The sequence below is a fragment of the Corynebacterium jamesii genome (assembly GCF_046097395.1).
GTDB lineage: Bacteria > Actinomycetota > Actinomycetes > Mycobacteriales > Mycobacteriaceae > Corynebacterium.
The window spans coordinates 2,016,980-2,032,701 of the sequence record NZ_CP175789.1; the positions used below are offsets into that span (position 1 = coordinate 2,016,980).

Consider the following 15,722-nt stretch of genomic DNA (forward strand, 5'->3'; position numbering starts at 1 on the left):
CGCCTCAAAAATCGCTTAAACGGGCTTAGAATCGCTTAGCTCTTACGGGAAGCTCTTACGGGAAGCCCTTACGAGGCCTTAGCCCTTACGGGGCTTCCCACGCTGGCACGCCTCCTCGGTAGTTGGTGGCGGGAAACTCAAGCCCGTTCCGGGTCATCTGCCTGTGGAGCCTGCAAATATCCGCCACGGCGGTGCCATCGCGGAAGTTGTCACGGTCCACCCGGTAAATTCGCGCACCGAGGTTCTGCAGTTTGCGCTCTCGAGCACGCTCGCTGATGATTTGCCGCGCGGCGAAGACCTCCTCGTTGACCATACCGCCGCCCGTCACACCGGAGGCGTCGCTACCCGCCTTCCTGGGTTGGTATTTGCTCCGTCCGTCGTACTCGATCACTAGCCCGCAAGGGTAGAAAAAGTCCACTCGACCTGCGAAGTACCCCTCATAGTGCAGTTCCACTTGCTGCAAAGGTGCGGGTAGTCCTGCCTCCCAGAGCTTCACCTTCAGCGCAGATTCCCGCGGGCTTTCGGACGCGCCATTGATTAACCGAAGTGATTCCCGTGTCTTTGAGATCCCTCGGAGTTTCCGCAGTCTGTTTGCGTCGGCGCGCAATTCCGCTATGAACTCCGGAGTTCCCAGTCCGCTCATTGCGGCTCGGGCTGCGAACTCTGCGGCCACGACTGCGTCCGCCACACTGTGCCACCGGGCGAGGTCGATGATCGTATCGTTAACGCTGGTGAGCCGCACTTCCCGCAATCCGTTTGCGGTTTCTATTTGCAGCGTTTCAGCACGGTTGGCGGCGGTCGCGTGCAATGGCCGTGGGGTCCGGAGGTGCAGTTTCGCGGTTGTCCCTTCCGGCGGATGGAACCCGATCTCCGCGTTGGGGTTAGCCCGCCCCGCGAGCGGCAGCCCCCACATCAACGCTGCGGACTGTCCGCAGAGTATCCCGTTTGTGCAGCTCAGCACATGTGCAACCCCGTGTAGTCGCAGTTTATCGTCGCGCGCCAGCGCTTCCCATCGCGCGCGCTCGGTGTAGATCCCCGGCGCAATTTTGTAGTACCGCTGCCCGCGCGCAAGTCCACGCCGCGCGCCGGGCGGAAGCTTTTTGCTCTCGATGAGCAGCGTTGTTGTCTTTTCTTTATGACGCCCCCACGTCTCCACACTCACATTCCCCCCACAGGTTGAGCTGTCCCTTGGCTTAAAAGTATTGCAGACCCGCGGGTAGCCTTGCCAGGGAAAGCGGAAAAGGAGGCGTTGGCATGGTGCGAACACGCAAGCAGTCGGGGGCGAGGGTGCAAGGTCGTGAGGCGGTGCAGGCCGTGGGGGATTCAGCGTCGGCGAGGGTCGAAGGTGCGGCGAGGGTGGAAGGTGCGGGGAGGTATGCGCCCAGTCCCTCCGGGGATCTGCACCTGGGGAACTTTCGTACAGCGGTGCTGGCGTGGTTGTTTGCAAAGCATGAGGGGCGCGAGTTTCGGATGCGAATTGACGATATTGATGCTCAGCGTTCCTCGGAGGAAAGCGCGCAGCAGCAATTGCGGGACTTGGCGGCTATGGGGATTACCTACGATGGGAATGTAGGCTCCCAGCAAAAAACCTGGTCAGAGTACGAAAAAGCGCTTAAGACGCTGCGCGATAAGGGGTTAGTTTACGAGTGTTACTGCTCACGGAAAGATATCGCCGAGGCGGTTCGCGCGCCGCATGCCGCACCGGGAGCGTACCCGGGCACGTGCCGCAACCTGGGGGAATCGGAGCGGGCCGAAAAGCGTGCGGAGTTGGCGGCGCGGGGGCGAGTGCCGGCACTACGCCTGCGGGCGGGCGTGGATGAGTGGGAGGTGCGCGAGCGGTTCGCCGTGGACGCGGCGGGCAGTAAAGCCTCTGACGATGAGGTTTTGGGTAGCGAAGGCTTAGGCCTGGAAGGCTCGGGTAGTGAAAGCGCGGGCGGGGTGTATCGAGGGGTGGTGGATGACATGGTGCTGCGGCGTGGCGGGAACGCACCGAAGGGCGCTGGTGGCGCGAGCGGTGCGGCTGGCGTAAGCGGTGCGGCTGGCGCAAGCGGTGCGGGTGGCGTAAGCGGAGCGGGCGACTTGGGTGGCGCGGGCGACGCGAGCGACGCGGGCGACTTGGGCGGCCCGGGTGGCGCGGGTGGCGCGGGCGACGCAAGTGGCGCGGGAAATGCGGAGGTGGTGAACCGGGACTACGCCTACAACCTGGCGGTGGTCGTCGACGACGCGCTGGCTGGAGTGGGGCAGGTTGTGCGAGGGGATGATCTGCTGAGTTCGGCTCCTCGTCAGGCGTATTTGGCCCATCTATTGGGGTTGCCGACTGTGGAGTATGTTCACGTTCCGCTGGTGTTGGGGCCGGATGGGAAGCGCCTAGCGAAGCGGGACGGAGCCGTTACGTTGCGGGATTTCCCCGGCGGGACAGAGGGGATGCTGCGGTGGATCGCGGAATCGCTAGGACAGGCGGTGAACGTCGAGCTGGCGGGAGGAAATTCGCCCGCCGAGCTGCTGCGAACCTTCCGGCCCGAACTGCTGCCCCGCGGGCCCGTCACCTGGACGCCTGCCGACTAGCTGACCGCGTGGGGTGCGTGCGTGAAACGTGGGGGCGGTGGCAGGCGCCGACTAGCTGACCGCGTGGGGCGCGTGCGTGAAACGTGGGGGCGGTGGCAGGCGCCGACTAGCTGACCGCGTGGGGTGCGTGCGTGAAACGTGGGGGCGGTGGCAGGCGCCGACTAGCTGACCGCGTGGGGTGCGTGCGTGAAACGTGGGGGCGGTGGCAGGCGCGGGCTAGCGCACCGCGCGGAGCGCGCGTGTGAAACGTGGGCCAGCAGGCGCGGGCTAGCGCACCGCGCGGGGGCGAAACTTCGGCGGGATCTTCTTCTGGGCGGCCTCGCGCGCGACCGCAGCGTTCTTGCTTATCAGCAGCCGCGCCTGGCGCAGACGCTCGTGGGCGAAGGTGCGGCGTGCGCCAAGCTCCCACGTCTCGTCTACCAGCTTCTTCGTCAGCGCCACCGAATCGGGCGAGCGCTCACTGATCTGCCGCGCCAGCTCCTCCGCCGCAGCCATTGGATCCTCTACAGCCTTGGCCAGGCCTAGCTCTGCGGCGCGCTCGCCGGAGAAGATCTCCCCGGTCATGGCCAGTTTCTTCACCTCGTCAATCGGCAGCAACTGCTTCAGAGACATGATCCCCGACATGTCCGGCACCAGGCCCCATTTTGCTTCCAATACGGACCAGTGGGCGTCAGCACTAGTAAACCTAAAGTCCGCACCCAGAGCGATCTGCACGCCACCGCCGAAGCAATAGCCCTCTACCGCGGCGATCACCGGGAAGGGGAGGCGACGCCACGTCCACGGCGCCTCCTGGAACGTGTTTGTGCCGCGCAGGAGGCACGGGATGAAATGCGAAAGCATGCGCGGCGGGCTTTTCAGGGTATCGGCGAAGTCGAGGCCCGCGGAGAAATTGCCCTCCGCGCCGGAGAGGATGACGACGCGGACGGAGCGATCGCGGCGCAGCGTGTGGGCGGTATCGATGAGCTGCTGTAGCAGGTCGATCGTCAGCGAATTCAGCTTGTGGGGGCGATTCAGGCGGACGTGAACGAGGCCAGGGATGGACTCGGAAAAGTCCGTAGTGACGAGCGGGGCGCTAGTGGGCGAGCTGGTGTGGTCGGTCATGTCTTTCAAACTAAGGCACGGGGCGCGGGGTGTGGGCGGGTTTCGTGAATCGCGGGCGTAGGGAAGAGCCGGGGCCGGGACGTGGGGCGGGGTCAGGGCTGGAGCTTGGAGGGGGTGGGGCCCATCATTTTGAACTTGCCTAGGTCGGCCTTATCGTCGCGTTGGTAGCTCCAGCCGAGTTTTTCCCAGAAGTACTGGAATTCGTCCTCTGGCAGGGCGACTAGCTGCTTGTGCGGATACATGGCCTCCAGCTGGCGGACGACCCAGCGGGCAAGGCCCCGGCCGCGCTGGGGTTCGCAAACGTCGATGAGTCCGATCTCTAGTTCCTTGCCGCGGGGTTCGAGGCAGACGCGGGCGACTTCCTCGGAGCCCTCCAGGGCAGAGTAGACGGCGACGTTATTGGCGATACCGTCCGGGTCGGACCAGTACTCGTCGAATTGGTAGTGGGGGTTGGATTCGAAAACGGGGCGACGGTCGGTGTGGCGCACTTTGAACAGGCGGAGTTCGAGCAGGTCGAGTTCGTTGCCTGCAGGGGAGTGCGTGCTGCTGCCTGCTCGGGAGTGCGTGCTGCTGCCTGCACGGGAGTGCGTACTGTTGCCTGCACGGGAGTGCGCACTCCCGCCGGGGTTGCTCTGGGGCTGGGGTGCCGGCCGATGATCGTTACGTGAAGGGGGAGTGGTGTTCATGTAAGAGAGCCTGATCCTCGCTAGTTTCCGGGAGGTGGGGGACATATGAAGGCGGGGGTCTGGGCGGTTTCTGAGGGTTGCTCAGGTTTGCTTAATGAGTATTCTACCCGAGGCCGTCTTGAATATGAACCCCATTTAAACACCTCTTGGGGGCGGCGCCGAGTCACCTTTCGGGGCGAAAAGGGGGCTGGCAGAAATGGAGCCCGGTGTGAAAGGGGCGTGGCAGAAATGGAGCCCGGTGCGGAAGGAGCCCGGCACGAAAGGAGCCTGATGCGCAAGGAGCTCGGCACGAAAGGAGCGTGGCAGAAATAGAGCCCGCATTACGGCGCAAGCGGACACAAGCAAGCGCAAGCAAGCGGGTTCAATCGGGCCCAAGCCGGCCAAGCCGGCGCAAGCGGGCGCAGGCCAGCGAACGCAAAACCGGCGCCGGGGAACCGTCTCGCGGTCGCCCCAACGCCGGGAATCTCAACAGAAAAAATTTGGCGGAGGATGTGGGATTTGAACCCACGAGGGATGTGACTCCCGCACGCGTTCCAGGCGTGTGACATAGGCCGCTAGTCGAATCCTCCATGTCGAACGGCAGAAACGGCAGCCGCGGGCTGCCTCTGACGTACTCATGACAGGCTACACAACGCTGCCTTTAGATTCCAAATCCGGTGCTCGGGGTTGGAAAGTGGGCGTCGATAAATAAGAAAGAACGAGCCTTTGGAACAACGAGGGCGCGTGGGCTAGTATGGGCAGCGGATTCCGCGCGGCGTGTATCTTGTGAACTCCCCCAGGGCAGGAATGCAGCAAGGGTCAACGAGCTCTGACGGGTGCGCGGGGTCCCCTTTTTATGCCCTCTTACAGCCAGTTGTTGTGCTTGAACCACCACCACATCAGCACGACCACGGCAAACATCGCCGCCAGGCAAATGTAATAAGCGTAGTGCCACTGCAGCTCCGGCATGTTTTCGAAGTTCATGCCGTAAACACCCGCGATCATCGTCGGCGCCGCGGCCATGCCAACCACCGCCGAAATGGTGCGCATGTCCTGGTTCTGGCGCAAGGAGATAATTGCCGAGCCCGCGTGGATCAGGGAGGTCAGGCGCTCGTCGAAAGAGTCGATTTTGTCCTTGACCAGCATCGCATGGTCCAGCACATCGCGGAAGAAGGCGCGGATCTGCTTCGATGTGATGTCCTTGTGGTTCTGGATCAGCGCGCGCAGGGCCGGGATCAGCGGGTCGATGGCGTGGCGCATCTCCAGGATCTCGCGCTTGAGGGTGTAGATGTTCTCGATGTCGAACTCGGCGCGGAGGGTGAAGACCTCTTCCTCGAGCGAATCGACCCGATCCTCGAGCGCCTCCGCGATGCGCGTGTACTCGTCCACCAGATAATCCGAGATCGCCCACGCGATAGAAAGCGGCCCCTTGCTGCGCAGCTCCGGGGCCTGGTGGAGTCGCATCTCGGGGTTGGGCAGCTCGGTGCCGTGGCTCACGACGATGATGAACTTACGGCCTACGACCATCTGCACCTCGCCGGTTTGGATCAAGTCGCGCCGGTCGGCGAGGTCCTGGTTGCCCGCGTACTGCACAGAGCGAATAACGGAAAACAACTGGTCTTCGTAGCGCTCCACCTTCGCGCGCTGGTGGGCGTTGACGGCATCTTCGACGATCAGTTCGTCCACGCCGTAGTGCTGGGCGACTCGCAGCATCTGTTCTTCGGAGGGCTCTTCCAGGCTGACGAGCACGAAGTTGTTACCGGTGCCATCCGATAGCTCGTCTAGGTCCTTCAGCGCCGACGCGTAGTTCGCCTGCCCCGGGTACTGCTTGCCCTGCACGTAGAGGCGGCATTCGCGGATGGCGCGTTCGACGGGTACGCGGATTCGGTTGGTCTCGTTCGATGCCATGGTGCTTCCTCTCCAACTGAATCCGGTGGCGGCGGTGCGGTGTGGCGTTTTTTCTTATGGACGCCCACGTGTGTGCGGCCGGCACGGCCCCTTTAACCTGTCGATATCCTATCGCCCGCGCCGACGGGTTGCAGGCGCCAGTGCGCTGCCCGGGGCCTGTCCGAGGCTTCGGTTAGACTTGCAGGCAGAAGCCACACCGATGGCTAGAGCCAGTACGCCACAAGCGGGAGAGACATTACATGAACATCGACAACGTCAATACCGAGCTCCTCCTCAGCATGAAAGAGGATGTGCGCCAGGCTTACGAAGAACTGCACTCCCAGGGCCTGAGCCTGGATCTGACGCGCGGTAAGCCGTCGGCGGAGCAGCTGGATTTCTCGATGGATTTGTTGAGCCTGCCGGGAGATAACTACACCTCGCCGTCGGGGGTCGATGTGCGAAACTACGGCGGCGGAGTGGGGCTGACGGAGGTGCGCGAGCTGTGGGCGGATCTGCTGGGCCTGCCCGTGGATAACGTGATCGCGGGCGATGCCTCCAGCCTGAATATCATGTTCGACCTGATTAGCTGGTCCTATACCTTCGGCAACAACGATTCCGAGCGCCCGTGGTCGGCGGAGGAGAAGCGGAAGTGGATCTGCCCCGTGCCGGGCTATGACCGCCACCACTCCATCACCGAACTGTTCGGTTTTGAGATGGTGACTGTGGACATGACCGACGAGGGGCCGGACATGGATCAGGTGCGCGAGCTGGTGAAGGATCCGGCCGTGAAGGGCATGTGGACTGTGCCGATGTTCGCCAATCCGACGGGTATCACCTTCTCGCAGCAGACCGCCGAGGCACTGGCGGCGATGGAGACCGGCGCGCCGGACTTCCGCATCGTATGGGACAACGCCTACGCGGTACACACCTTGACCGGTGAGTTCCCGGAGGTCATTAACATCCTGGACGTTGCTGAGAAGGCCGGTAACCCGAACCGCTTCTGGGCCATGTCGTCTACCTCCAAGATCACCTTCGCGGGCGCGGGTCTGGCCTTCTTTGCCTCCTCCACGGAGAACCTGGAGTGGTACAAGAAAATCGCCAACGTGCGCGGTATCGGCCCGAACAAGGTGAACCAGCTGGCTCACCTGCAGTACTTGAAGGATGCCGAGGGCGTGCGCGAGCTCATGCGCAAGCACGCGGGCTCCCTGAGCCCGAAGTTCACCCGCGTGGTGGAGATCTTGCAGCGCCGCCTGGGCGAGGCGAACGTTGCCGAGTGGACTGTCCCGGAGGGCGGCTACTTTATCTCTGTGAACCTGCTCGACGGCACCGCCTCCCGCGTGGTGGAGCTGGCGAAGAAGGCAGGCGTGGCCTTGACCGCCGCCGGTTCGACCTACCCGCTGAAGCAGGACCCGAACGACCGCAACCTGCGCCTGGCGCCTTCTATGCCGACGATCGAGCAGCTGGAGATCGCCATGGAAGGCTTCGCCACCTGCGTGCTTTACGCTGCGATCGAGCGGGTCGAGCACGCCGCGGGCCAGCGCTAAACACCCACCGAGCAGGGCAATCCACGCAAGGAGGAGGTCGCCATCAATACCGACGAAACACTGGTCTGGGTTCAGGGGCTGCTGCCCGGCGAGCCGACCATCGCGCGCCGCCAGATCGGGGAATCCTTCCCGGAGTTCGACATCGCAGAGGTGTTTCTAGGGGGCGGCCCCGCGAGCTCTGCACGTCCCGCGTACCCCACGGATCAGAATGAGGGGCTCTTGGAGGGCTTCGGCGGGGATGCGGGCGAGGCCTCCGCAGAAGGTGTCGGTGAGGTTGACGGGGATGCGGGCGAGGCCTCTGCAGAAGGTGTCGGTGAGGTTGACGGGGATGCGGGCGAGGAGTTCGTGCTGGCCGAGACGGTTGCCATGACCATCGACGCGGGACGCATGGAATCCGGCTTGCAGACCGAGGATGGCTCCGACCTGCGCGTTGAGCTGCTGACGGTGGTCAGCGGCCACGACGATACTGCCGCCGACCTGCTGGCGCACGCTGCGACGATGATTTCCCAGAACCCCGGCCACTGGCCGCCGCAGCCCGGCACGATGTTGCCGAACGTGGTGCAGCAGATGGATGCGGATTCCGAGCGGAAGATCACCGCCCGCAACGGCCTGCTGGTGGTGCCCTACGTCTGGGACGATGGTGTGCCGCACGTCCACGAGGTGACCTCCGGCGGGGCGAGCCGCCACTCCAAGGAAGACGAAGCGGAGGTGGAGTTTACCCACCCTGGCAGGCTGACGATCGTTGCGCAGCTGGTGATGCTGACCGACGAGGAGCTTGCGATTGCGCAGACGGACGGTGTGGCTGCGGTGCAGGAGCGGTTGGTGCGTGAGGGCGTCGATATCAACAACATCTGGCGCTAAGCCAACCGCAACTGGTGGTCGTAAGCGGAATGTAGGGTAGGTTCGTGGCACTTTATAGGAAATACCGGCCGGCGACGTTTGCCGAGGTCGTGGGGCAATCGCACGTGACGGAGCCGTTGTCGGTGGCGCTGGATAGTGGGCGGATCAATCACGCGTACCTGTTCTCCGGGCCGCGCGGCTGCGGTAAGACGTCGTCGGCGCGCATTCTGGCGCGCTCGCTGAACTGTGTGGAGGGGCCGACCTCTACGCCGTGTGGCGTATGCGAATCCTGCGTATCGCTGGCGCCGGGCGGGCCGGGCAACCTGGACGTCACAGAGCTAGACGCAGCCACACACAACGGTGTGGACGACATGCGCGAGCTGCGGGAACGAGCCTTCTACGCGCCCGCGGAATCACGCTACCGGGTGTTCATTATCGACGAGGCGCACATGATCTCCACGGCGGGTTTCAATGCCCTGCTGAAGATCGTGGAGGAGCCGCCGGAGCACCTGATCTTCATCTTCGCGACCACGGAGCCGGAGAAGCTGCTGCAAACCATCCGTTCCCGAACCCACAATTACCCTTTCCGGCTGTTGGCGCCGCCAGATATGCGCGGGCTGCTGGAATCGGTGGTGTCTGGCGAGGGCGTGCCGGTGGAGGATGCGGTGTATCCGCTGGTCATCCGCGCGGGTGGCGGTTCGCCGCGTGACTCGCTGTCGATCATGGACCAGCTGTTGGCCGGAGCCGGGCCAGAGGGCGTGACGTACAACCGTGCGCTGGCGCTACTGGGCGTGACGGATTCCAGCCTGATCGACCGGGCTGTGGATGCGCTGGCGGAGCACGATTCCGCGGCGCTGTTCGCTGTGGTCGATGAGGTGATTGATGCGGGATACGACCCGCGCCGCTTCGGTGAGGATCTGCTGGATCGCTTCCGCGACCTGCTGGTGGTTCAGGCCGTGCCGGATGCCTTTGACCGGGGGCTGGTGAATGCCCCGGAGGAATCGCGCGACGTGCTTCGCGAGCAGGCAGAGAAGATGGGACAGGCAACGCTGACCCGGTGCGCGTCCCTGGTGAATGAGGGGTTGGCGCAGATGCGCGGGGCGACGGCGCCGCGGCTGCTGCTGGAGATTCTGTGCGCCCGCATGGCGCTGCCCGCCGCGGGAATGACGGTGGAGGCGCTGGCGCAGCGTGTGGAGGCCCTGGAAAAGGGGCATGGAGCAGCTGGTACGGGCACGGGAGTGGGGCCGAGTTCAGGCACGGGCGTGCGCGGCAGCCGCGCGGAGATGTTCGCGCGCCGTCGGAAGACCGCGACTCAGCAGAGCCAACCGGAGCAGCAAAGCGAGCCGGGGCAGCAGAGCCAGCCGGAGCAGCAGAGCGAGCCGGGGACCCTGGCGCCGCAAGAAACTGTACGGGAACCTCAGCGCGGGGTTACTGAGCCGACCCCGAATCCGGAGCGAGGGCAGACCCCTGCTCAGGCCGAGGCTCAAACACAGGCGCCAACACCGGCGCAAACCCCGGCCCAGGCCGAGGCTCATGCTCAGGCTGAGGCGCCAACACCGGCCCAAACACAGGCGCAAGCTCAAGGAACAGCGCCCTCCCAGCCGGACGAGGCGAGTGCCCCGGAGCCGGAGAACTCTGCCGAGCAAGAGCACCCAGCTATCGCTGAGGCGCGCCGGGCACGCGACATCATGCAGCGCCACCGCCAAGCCAGCGCTGCAGAAGCCACCGCCACAAACGCAGCCTCGGTGGAGTCTGCAGCCCAGGAGGCAGCCAAGGAGGCTGCTAAGCAGACTTCCACGAAGTCTGCCGCCCAGGAGTCTGCCGCCCACGAGGCTGCTGCCCAGGAGTCTGCCACCCAGGCTCCGGAGACCCCGAATCAGACCGAACCCGCCGGGATCGACAGCGATTCCTGGGGGCGGATCATGGATGCCGTCTATGAGCAGGACCTCAGCGCCTGGATCGCGCTGCGGGGAGCCACGCCGCGTAAGACCCAGCCCGCCCCGGGCGAGCTGCACGTCGACCACCACACCGGTTCGCTGGCGCGGCTCGTTAGCGGGCAGAAGAACGCGGAGATTTACTCGCAGGCCATCGAAGCCACCACGGGGAGCCCCGCCCACATCGTGGTGTACGTCGGCGGAGAAGCGGTGGGAGGCGAAGCGCCGGGAAAAGCTGAACCGGCGGCGGCTCAGCCCTCCGCCGGTGAGGGACAAACGCCAGCTTCCACACCCACGAATCCCGTGCCGGCGGAAACTCCCGTCGATCCGGCAGAAACGCGCAGCGCCGCCAGCAGTGCACTTGAACGTGCTCGGGCGATGGAGGAGGCGATGCGCAAAGCATCACACTCTCACCGAGGCGCTGGCGCAGCCGCGAACTCCGCCCCAGCAGCTGCGGACTCGCAGGAAGACCCGAACTCCGGCTGGCGCGCCCGCGCCGAGCGGGCGAAGGCTCGCAAAAAATACAACATGGACAACGGCTTCAACGGCGTGCCTCTGCCCGACGAGCCGCCAGCCGACCCCTACGGCGACGGGCCAGTGGATAACTGGGACGGCGGAATGCCCTCGCAGACCGCAGCAAACACTGCAGCAGCAGACACCGCAGCAAACTCCGCAGCAGCAAACACTGCTGCCGCCGACCCCGCGGCCGGCACGGCTGCTGACGTGCCACTGCCTCCCGAGCCAGCCAACGACTTCGCTGATGAACCTATGGGCGGATCAGCGAACGGACCGGCGCCAGGGCAGCCGCCAGGACAGTCGCCTGGTGGCCCACCCGCTGGCGGCCCACCCCCCACAGCCCCCGGCCAGGGTGGGAACCGTCAGCCCCGAGGTGGAATGGGAGCTGGTGGGGACGAGGGGGCGTCCATAAGAAAGGAACAGCGAGAACGCGACGAGCTACTCGCAGACCTCGAGCGCGCACCCGGGCAGCGCGACCACCGCACGCCGTTGGAAATCGCAGGTGAACTGATCGAAAAGAGCCTCGGGGCAGAGCGAGTTCGCTAAGCGTGAACGCCACGGCGCGTACACGCGATGGTGCCTCGCACACCTGTCCGAGCCGACCGGTACAGTTGTGGAAGAACAAAACCTAGTACTGAAAACACTGACGAAAGGTAACGAACAATGAGCCAGCCAGACATGAACCAGCTGATGCAGCAGGCCCAGCAGATGCAGGCACAGTTGCAGGAGGCACAGCGCGAGATCGCCGCCTCCACCGTCAAGGGCGAGGCAGGCAACGGCCTGGTCACCATTTCCGTCGCAGGCTCCGGCGAGGTCACCGACATGGAGATCGACCCGAAGATCGTTGACCCCGAGGACATCGACACCCTCAAGGACCTGCTGCTGGGCGCATTCAAGGATGCCAACCAGAAGCTGCAGACCCTCGCCGAGGAGAAGATGGGCCCGCTGTCCCAGGGCATGAGCGGCCTGGGCTTCTAACATCTATCTGGTACTTCAAAGAGAGACCTAGTTGTTCGAAGGACCACTACAGGACGTCATCGACGAATTCTCCCGGCTGCCCGGCATCGGGCCGAAAAGCGCACAACGCATCGCGCTACACCTGCTGAATGAGGAGCCGGAGGATATCGAACGCTTCCAGGGCGCACTCGGTCGCCTGCAACGCGGCGTGACGTTCTGCCGAATCTGCCACAACATTTCCCAAGAGGATGTGTGCCGGATCTGCGCGGACTCCAACCGTGACAAGAGCATCATCTGCGTTGTCGAGGAGTCCAAGGACATTCAGGTAATCGAGCGCACCGCGGAGTATCGCGGGCGCTACCACGTGCTCGGCGGGGCACTCGACCCACTCAACGGGATTGGGCCGAAGGAACTGAACGTCACGCCGCTGGTGCAGCGTATCGGCGGGGCACTGCCGGACGTTGCGCTCGGCGCGAAGGATGGCGGGGCTTTTCTTGGTGACGCCGACACACCCGCCGGTGGCGAATCCAGCAGCGCGGACGCAGCTGAAACGGGCAACGCCGAAACGGCTGCCGTCGAGACCGACGTCAAGCCCGACGTGGAGTACGACGCGGCCCCCGAAATCACCGAGGTCATCATCGCAACCGACCCCAACACGGAGGGCGAGGCGACGGCCTCCTATCTAGCTCGCCTGCTGCGCGACTTCCCCGGGCTGACGGTCACGCGCCTGGCCTCGGGGATCCCGATGGGTGGGGACCTGGAATTCGTCGACGAGCTCACGCTATCCCGCGCGTTTGCGGGGCGCACCGCGCTGTAGTTTCTTTAGTCGTGGTAGCAACGGTGCGGGGCGCACCAGTCTGTCCGCGCACCCCCCTTTGTCCCGCGGCACGGAGCCCCGCTGTCGCACGGCGGGGATTACAGTGGCGCCCATGAGTAAAAACCCTTTGCACAACGCCCTCCGTCCGCACCGCCTGTCCCGCGCGGCCGGCATTCGCTCCGCCGTATGGGGAACCGTCTTCGGCACCGCAGGCGTGCTGCACTTTGTTAAGCCGGAGGGCTTCGACAGAATCGTTCCGGAGGAACTCCCCGGCACCCCGCACGCCTGGACGCTCGGCTCCGGAGCCATGGAAATCGCCCTGGCCACCAGCATCGCGGCGTGCAGCCTGAAGCCCGAATGGCGCGGCGCGCTGCGCAGTACAATCGCGCCCGCCGCCGCGCTCTTCCTAGTCGGCGTGCTCCCCGGCAACATCAAGATGGCCTGGGACTGGCGCGCCAAACCGCAGCCTTCGCGCGCCATCGCCTTCGCGCGGGTCCCCCTTCAGCTGCCGATGATCCTTAGCGTGGCCAAGCTCGGTGCTTAGAGGCGCTCCTTTCTTAGCCACGCCACCTCGCGGTTCAACTGCTCCGCCAGCTCACCTTGGAACTCGGGCAGCTCGTTGAGTGCAACCCCCATCGCGCGGGCTAACAACCAGTCCGCCAACTGCGGATTCCTGGCCAGCACGGGGCCATGCATGTACGTGGCCACAACCGAACCCTGCACCGCGCCTTCGGCGCGAGTCTGCCGGTGAGCATCCTCGCCGGACAGCCCAGCGGCCTTTGCGCCGTGGTTATCGGTGTTGCCCGTGCCCCGGGTAAGGCGCCCCAGCGGCTCGGCATCCGCGCCCAGGATGGTGGCACCCATGTGGTTGGCAAACCCGGTTAGCGGCTCGGTCAGGCCAGCTGCGCCGCCTGCCGTGCCTGTGCCAGCCGCGCCGGTGCCCACCGCGCCGCCTGCGTTGCCCGCGCCGCCTGCCGCGCTTGCGCCGCCTGCGTTGCTGCTGCCCCTACTGTCAGCTTGAGCTGCCGCAGCTCCGCCCGTCACGGCGGAGGCTGCCGGGGTGGAGGCGATCTCGCCGATCATGCGTTCGGCGAGTTGGGACGTGGTGGCGTCTATAAGCCCCAAACCCTCAACCGTGCGACCGTGGCTGGTGAAGGATCGGCCGAACACCTGCAGCCCCGCGCATATGGCAAGTACCGGCCGGCCGGCGGCGACCGCGCGGGAGATGCCGCCATCGCTGAGGAGGTGTTCCGCGGCCAAAACCTGCGCGGTATCCTCGCCGCCGCCAACGGTGTACACGTCGAGGGTCTCCGGCACGGCTTCGCCCAGGTGGATCGGGTGAATCTCCGCCGACAGGCCGCGCATGCGGGCGCGCTGGCGCAGCACTAGGGCGTTGCCGTCGTCGCCGTACGTGCCCAGCACGTCGGGCAGGATCAGGCCGATGTTGAGGTCTGCAGGTTTGTTGGCGCTGCTCATTTACGCTTCCCCTTCCTTGTCCAGCACCCGCTTCAAGTCGCGGAACGCCGTGTAGTTCGCCAGGACCTCCACGCGGCCCGGCGGGCAGGAGCGGATCGCCTCGACCGTGTCCTTAACCAAATTGTGCTCGACGGCGGCGTAGCCCAAGCGCACCGCCAGATCCGTGCCACGTTCGCCCGCGGCCACGACGTGCACACCCTCGAAGTTCTCGAAGCGCACGTCCCACAGCCACGAGAGGTCCTGGCCGTCGGCGACCTGCCCATTGACGCTAATTACGAGGCTATCGGCAGTGCGGTCCACCATCGACAGGGCTTCCTGCCAGCCGGCGGGTTCTTCGCCAGCATCAGGCGCACCTCGTGCTCGCCGAACTGGATCACGGAGTAGCGGCCTGCGACATTATCCACCTTCTCTGCGGCGGCGATGGCCTGCTCGGTGGAGATACGCTGTGGCAGTAGCTCGCTGAGGGTCACAGCGGCCGCGACGGCCTGGGTGGCGTTGCCGCGGTTTGCGTTGCCCGGCAGGGTCAGGTTCATCGGGTGCAGGTTGCCCTCGCGGTCGATCAGGCCGTCGTCCGTGATGCGCCAATCGGGAGTTGGCCTGCGGAATTCCCGGCCATCGGGGAGTTTCTTTGCGGCGTACCAGTCCACCACGCCGTCTTCGCCAGTGCGGTGAATGATCGCGCCTTCGGTGCGCGGGCAGCTGGTGGAATCGCCCGCCCAGCCGAAGCCGGCGCTGACCCACTGGACGTTCGGGGAGTCCCAGGCGGCGGAGGTTACGGAGACATCGTCGCAGTTCGCGATGATCTGCATGTCGGGGCGGGCCTCTACGCACGCGCGGAGGGTGCGCTCGATCTTGTTGATCTCGCCCACGCGGTCTAGCTGGTCGCGCGAGAGATTCAGCAGTACCAGCACGTCCGCGTCGAGCTTCTCGGCGATGTTGGGGACGTGCAGTTCGTCGACCTCGAGAACCACGGCCTCTGCGTCGCGCCCGGCCAGCAGCGCGCTGATCACGCCCGCGTCCATGTTGTCGCCACCCTCGTTGGTGCAGACCGTGGCCGCCGTGCGGACCGCGCCTGCTAGCATGCGGGTGGTCGTAGACTTGCCGTTTGTGCCTGTGACCAGCACCGTTGGGCGCTTTGTGCCGTCCTTTCCGGCGCCGAGGCTAGCCATTAGTTGCGGGTCGATGGCCCCGCCGACCAGGCCGCCGATCATGCCGCCGGCCCCTCGCCCTGCCTTTCTTGACGCCCACGTGGCCAACTGCGCCATGCGAATCGCAACGGAGCTGCGGATCCGCTGCAGCCTAGAGCGCTGCACGGCGGGGTGCCGTTCTCCGTGCTGCGTGGCCGTGCGCTGTGTGGCCGTGCGCTGTGTGGAGCGCTGCGTGGCCGTGCGCTGTTCAGTGCCGGGCTGAGCGCCGCTTC

General features: G+C 65.2%; 12 protein-coding genes, 1 tRNA gene, 1 other RNA gene and 1 pseudogene. 8 read left to right on the forward strand and 7 right to left on the reverse strand.

The window, feature by feature from the left end:
- Window positions 1-85: 85 nt before the first annotated feature.
- Window positions 86-1,162, reverse strand: coding sequence for a hypothetical protein (locus ACKFRT_RS08980; RefSeq protein WP_408925048.1), 1,077 nt, complete (start codon window positions 1,160-1,162; stop codon window positions 86-88).
- Window positions 1,163-1,254: 92 nt separating this feature from the next.
- On the opposite strand from ACKFRT_RS08980, the gene ACKFRT_RS08985 reads away from it, so the two are divergent.
- Window positions 1,255-2,565 (forward strand): glutamate--tRNA ligase family protein, encoded by a 1,311-nt coding sequence (locus tag ACKFRT_RS08985; RefSeq protein ID WP_408925049.1) that lies wholly within the window; start codon window positions 1,255-1,257, stop codon window positions 2,563-2,565.
- A 267-nt stretch (window positions 2,566-2,832) separates the two neighbouring features.
- On the opposite strand, the gene ACKFRT_RS08990 is transcribed toward ACKFRT_RS08985, so the two are convergent.
- From ACKFRT_RS08990 to ACKFRT_RS09000, 3 genes are all read right to left on the reverse strand, one after another.
- A complete protein-coding gene (locus ACKFRT_RS08990; protein ID WP_408925050.1) occupies window positions 2,833-3,666 on the reverse strand; it encodes a crotonase/enoyl-CoA hydratase family protein in 834 nt (277 codons plus the stop codon).
- A gap of 92 nt (window positions 3,667-3,758) precedes the next feature.
- Complete coding sequence (locus tag ACKFRT_RS08995) at window positions 3,759-4,352, reverse strand: GNAT family N-acetyltransferase (RefSeq protein WP_408925051.1); 594 nt, start codon at window positions 4,350-4,352, stop codon at window positions 3,759-3,761.
- Between the two features lie 480 nt (window positions 4,353-4,832).
- Window positions 4,833-4,921: transfer RNA gene (locus ACKFRT_RS09000), tRNA-Ser, on the reverse strand.
- A 170-nt stretch (window positions 4,922-5,091) separates the two neighbouring features.
- Between ACKFRT_RS09000 and ffs the strand changes: the two genes are divergently transcribed.
- An RNA gene (gene ffs, locus ACKFRT_RS09005) (signal recognition particle sRNA small type) lies at window positions 5,092-5,186 on the forward strand.
- Between the two features lie 9 nt (window positions 5,187-5,195).
- Here ffs and ACKFRT_RS09010 read toward each other — a convergent pair.
- Complete coding sequence (locus ACKFRT_RS09010; RefSeq protein ID WP_408925052.1) at window positions 5,196-6,239, reverse strand: magnesium and cobalt transport protein CorA; 1,044 nt, start codon at window positions 6,237-6,239, stop codon at window positions 5,196-5,198.
- 239 nt (window positions 6,240-6,478) lie between these two features.
- Here ACKFRT_RS09010 and ACKFRT_RS09015 point away from each other — a divergent pair, with 239 nt between their 5' ends.
- The 6 genes from ACKFRT_RS09015 to ACKFRT_RS09040 all read left to right on the forward strand — a co-directional run bounded on the left by ACKFRT_RS09015 (window position 6,479) and on the right by ACKFRT_RS09040 (window position 13,370).
- Window positions 6,479-7,762: an aminotransferase class I/II-fold pyridoxal phosphate-dependent enzyme gene (locus ACKFRT_RS09015; RefSeq protein WP_408925053.1), complete on the forward strand. Its 1,284-nt coding sequence runs from the start codon at window positions 6,479-6,481 to the stop codon at window positions 7,760-7,762.
- A gap of 219 nt (window positions 7,763-7,981) precedes the next feature.
- Entirely contained in the window at window positions 7,982-8,623 is a 642-nt protein-coding gene (locus tag ACKFRT_RS09020) for a suppressor of fused domain protein (RefSeq protein WP_296215596.1), read from the forward strand.
- Between the two features lie 44 nt (window positions 8,624-8,667).
- A complete protein-coding gene (locus ACKFRT_RS09025; RefSeq protein ID WP_408925054.1) occupies window positions 8,668-11,598 on the forward strand; it encodes a DNA polymerase III subunit gamma and tau in 2,931 nt (976 codons plus the stop codon).
- Window positions 11,599-11,715: 117 nt separating this feature from the next.
- Entirely contained in the window at window positions 11,716-12,030 is a 315-nt protein-coding gene (locus tag ACKFRT_RS09030; protein ID WP_005292353.1) for a YbaB/EbfC family nucleoid-associated protein, read from the forward strand.
- Between the two features lie 31 nt (window positions 12,031-12,061).
- Window positions 12,062-12,826, forward strand: coding sequence for a recombination mediator RecR (recR, locus tag ACKFRT_RS09035; RefSeq protein WP_296215600.1), 765 nt, complete (start codon window positions 12,062-12,064; stop codon window positions 12,824-12,826).
- A gap of 112 nt (window positions 12,827-12,938) precedes the next feature.
- Window positions 12,939-13,370 (forward strand): hypothetical protein, encoded by a 432-nt coding sequence (locus tag ACKFRT_RS09040; protein WP_296215602.1) that lies wholly within the window; start codon window positions 12,939-12,941, stop codon window positions 13,368-13,370.
- Here ACKFRT_RS09040 and ACKFRT_RS09045 read toward each other — a convergent pair.
- Window positions 13,367-14,302 carry a type 1 glutamine amidotransferase gene (locus ACKFRT_RS09045; RefSeq protein WP_408925055.1) on the reverse strand — a complete coding sequence of 312 codons (936 nt, stop codon included), beginning with the start codon at window positions 14,300-14,302 and terminating at the stop codon, window positions 13,367-13,369. The two genes, ACKFRT_RS09040 and ACKFRT_RS09045, sit on opposite strands and share 4 nt — an antisense overlap.
- Window positions 14,303-15,567 (reverse strand): annotated as a pseudogene (locus ACKFRT_RS09050) (MurT ligase domain-containing protein).
- Window positions 15,568-15,722: the final 155 nt, after the last annotated feature.

What these genes read in the sequence shown, in the direction of transcription:
- ACKFRT_RS08985 (WP_408925049.1), top strand. Translation starts at nt 1,255, where the DNA reads ATGGTGCGAACACGCAAGCAGTCGGGGGCGAGGGTGCAAGGTCGTGAG.
- ACKFRT_RS08990 (WP_408925050.1), bottom strand. Translation starts at nt 3,666, where the DNA reads ATGACCGACCACACCAGCTCGCCCACTAGCGCCCCGCTCGTCACTACG.
- ACKFRT_RS08995 (WP_408925051.1), bottom strand. Translation starts at nt 4,352, where the DNA reads ATGAACACCACTCCCCCTTCACGTAACGATCATCGGCCGGCACCCCAG.
- ACKFRT_RS09010 (WP_408925052.1), bottom strand. Translation starts at nt 6,239, where the DNA reads ATGGCATCGAACGAGACCAACCGAATCCGCGTACCCGTCGAACGCGCC.
- ACKFRT_RS09015 (WP_408925053.1), top strand. Translation starts at nt 6,479, where the DNA reads ATGAACATCGACAACGTCAATACCGAGCTCCTCCTCAGCATGAAAGAG.
- ACKFRT_RS09030 (WP_005292353.1), top strand. Translation starts at nt 11,716, where the DNA reads ATGAGCCAGCCAGACATGAACCAGCTGATGCAGCAGGCCCAGCAGATG.
- ACKFRT_RS09040 (WP_296215602.1), top strand. Translation starts at nt 12,939, where the DNA reads ATGAGTAAAAACCCTTTGCACAACGCCCTCCGTCCGCACCGCCTGTCC.
- ACKFRT_RS09045 (WP_408925055.1), bottom strand. Translation starts at nt 14,302, where the DNA reads ATGAGCAGCGCCAACAAACCTGCAGACCTCAACATCGGCCTGATCCTG.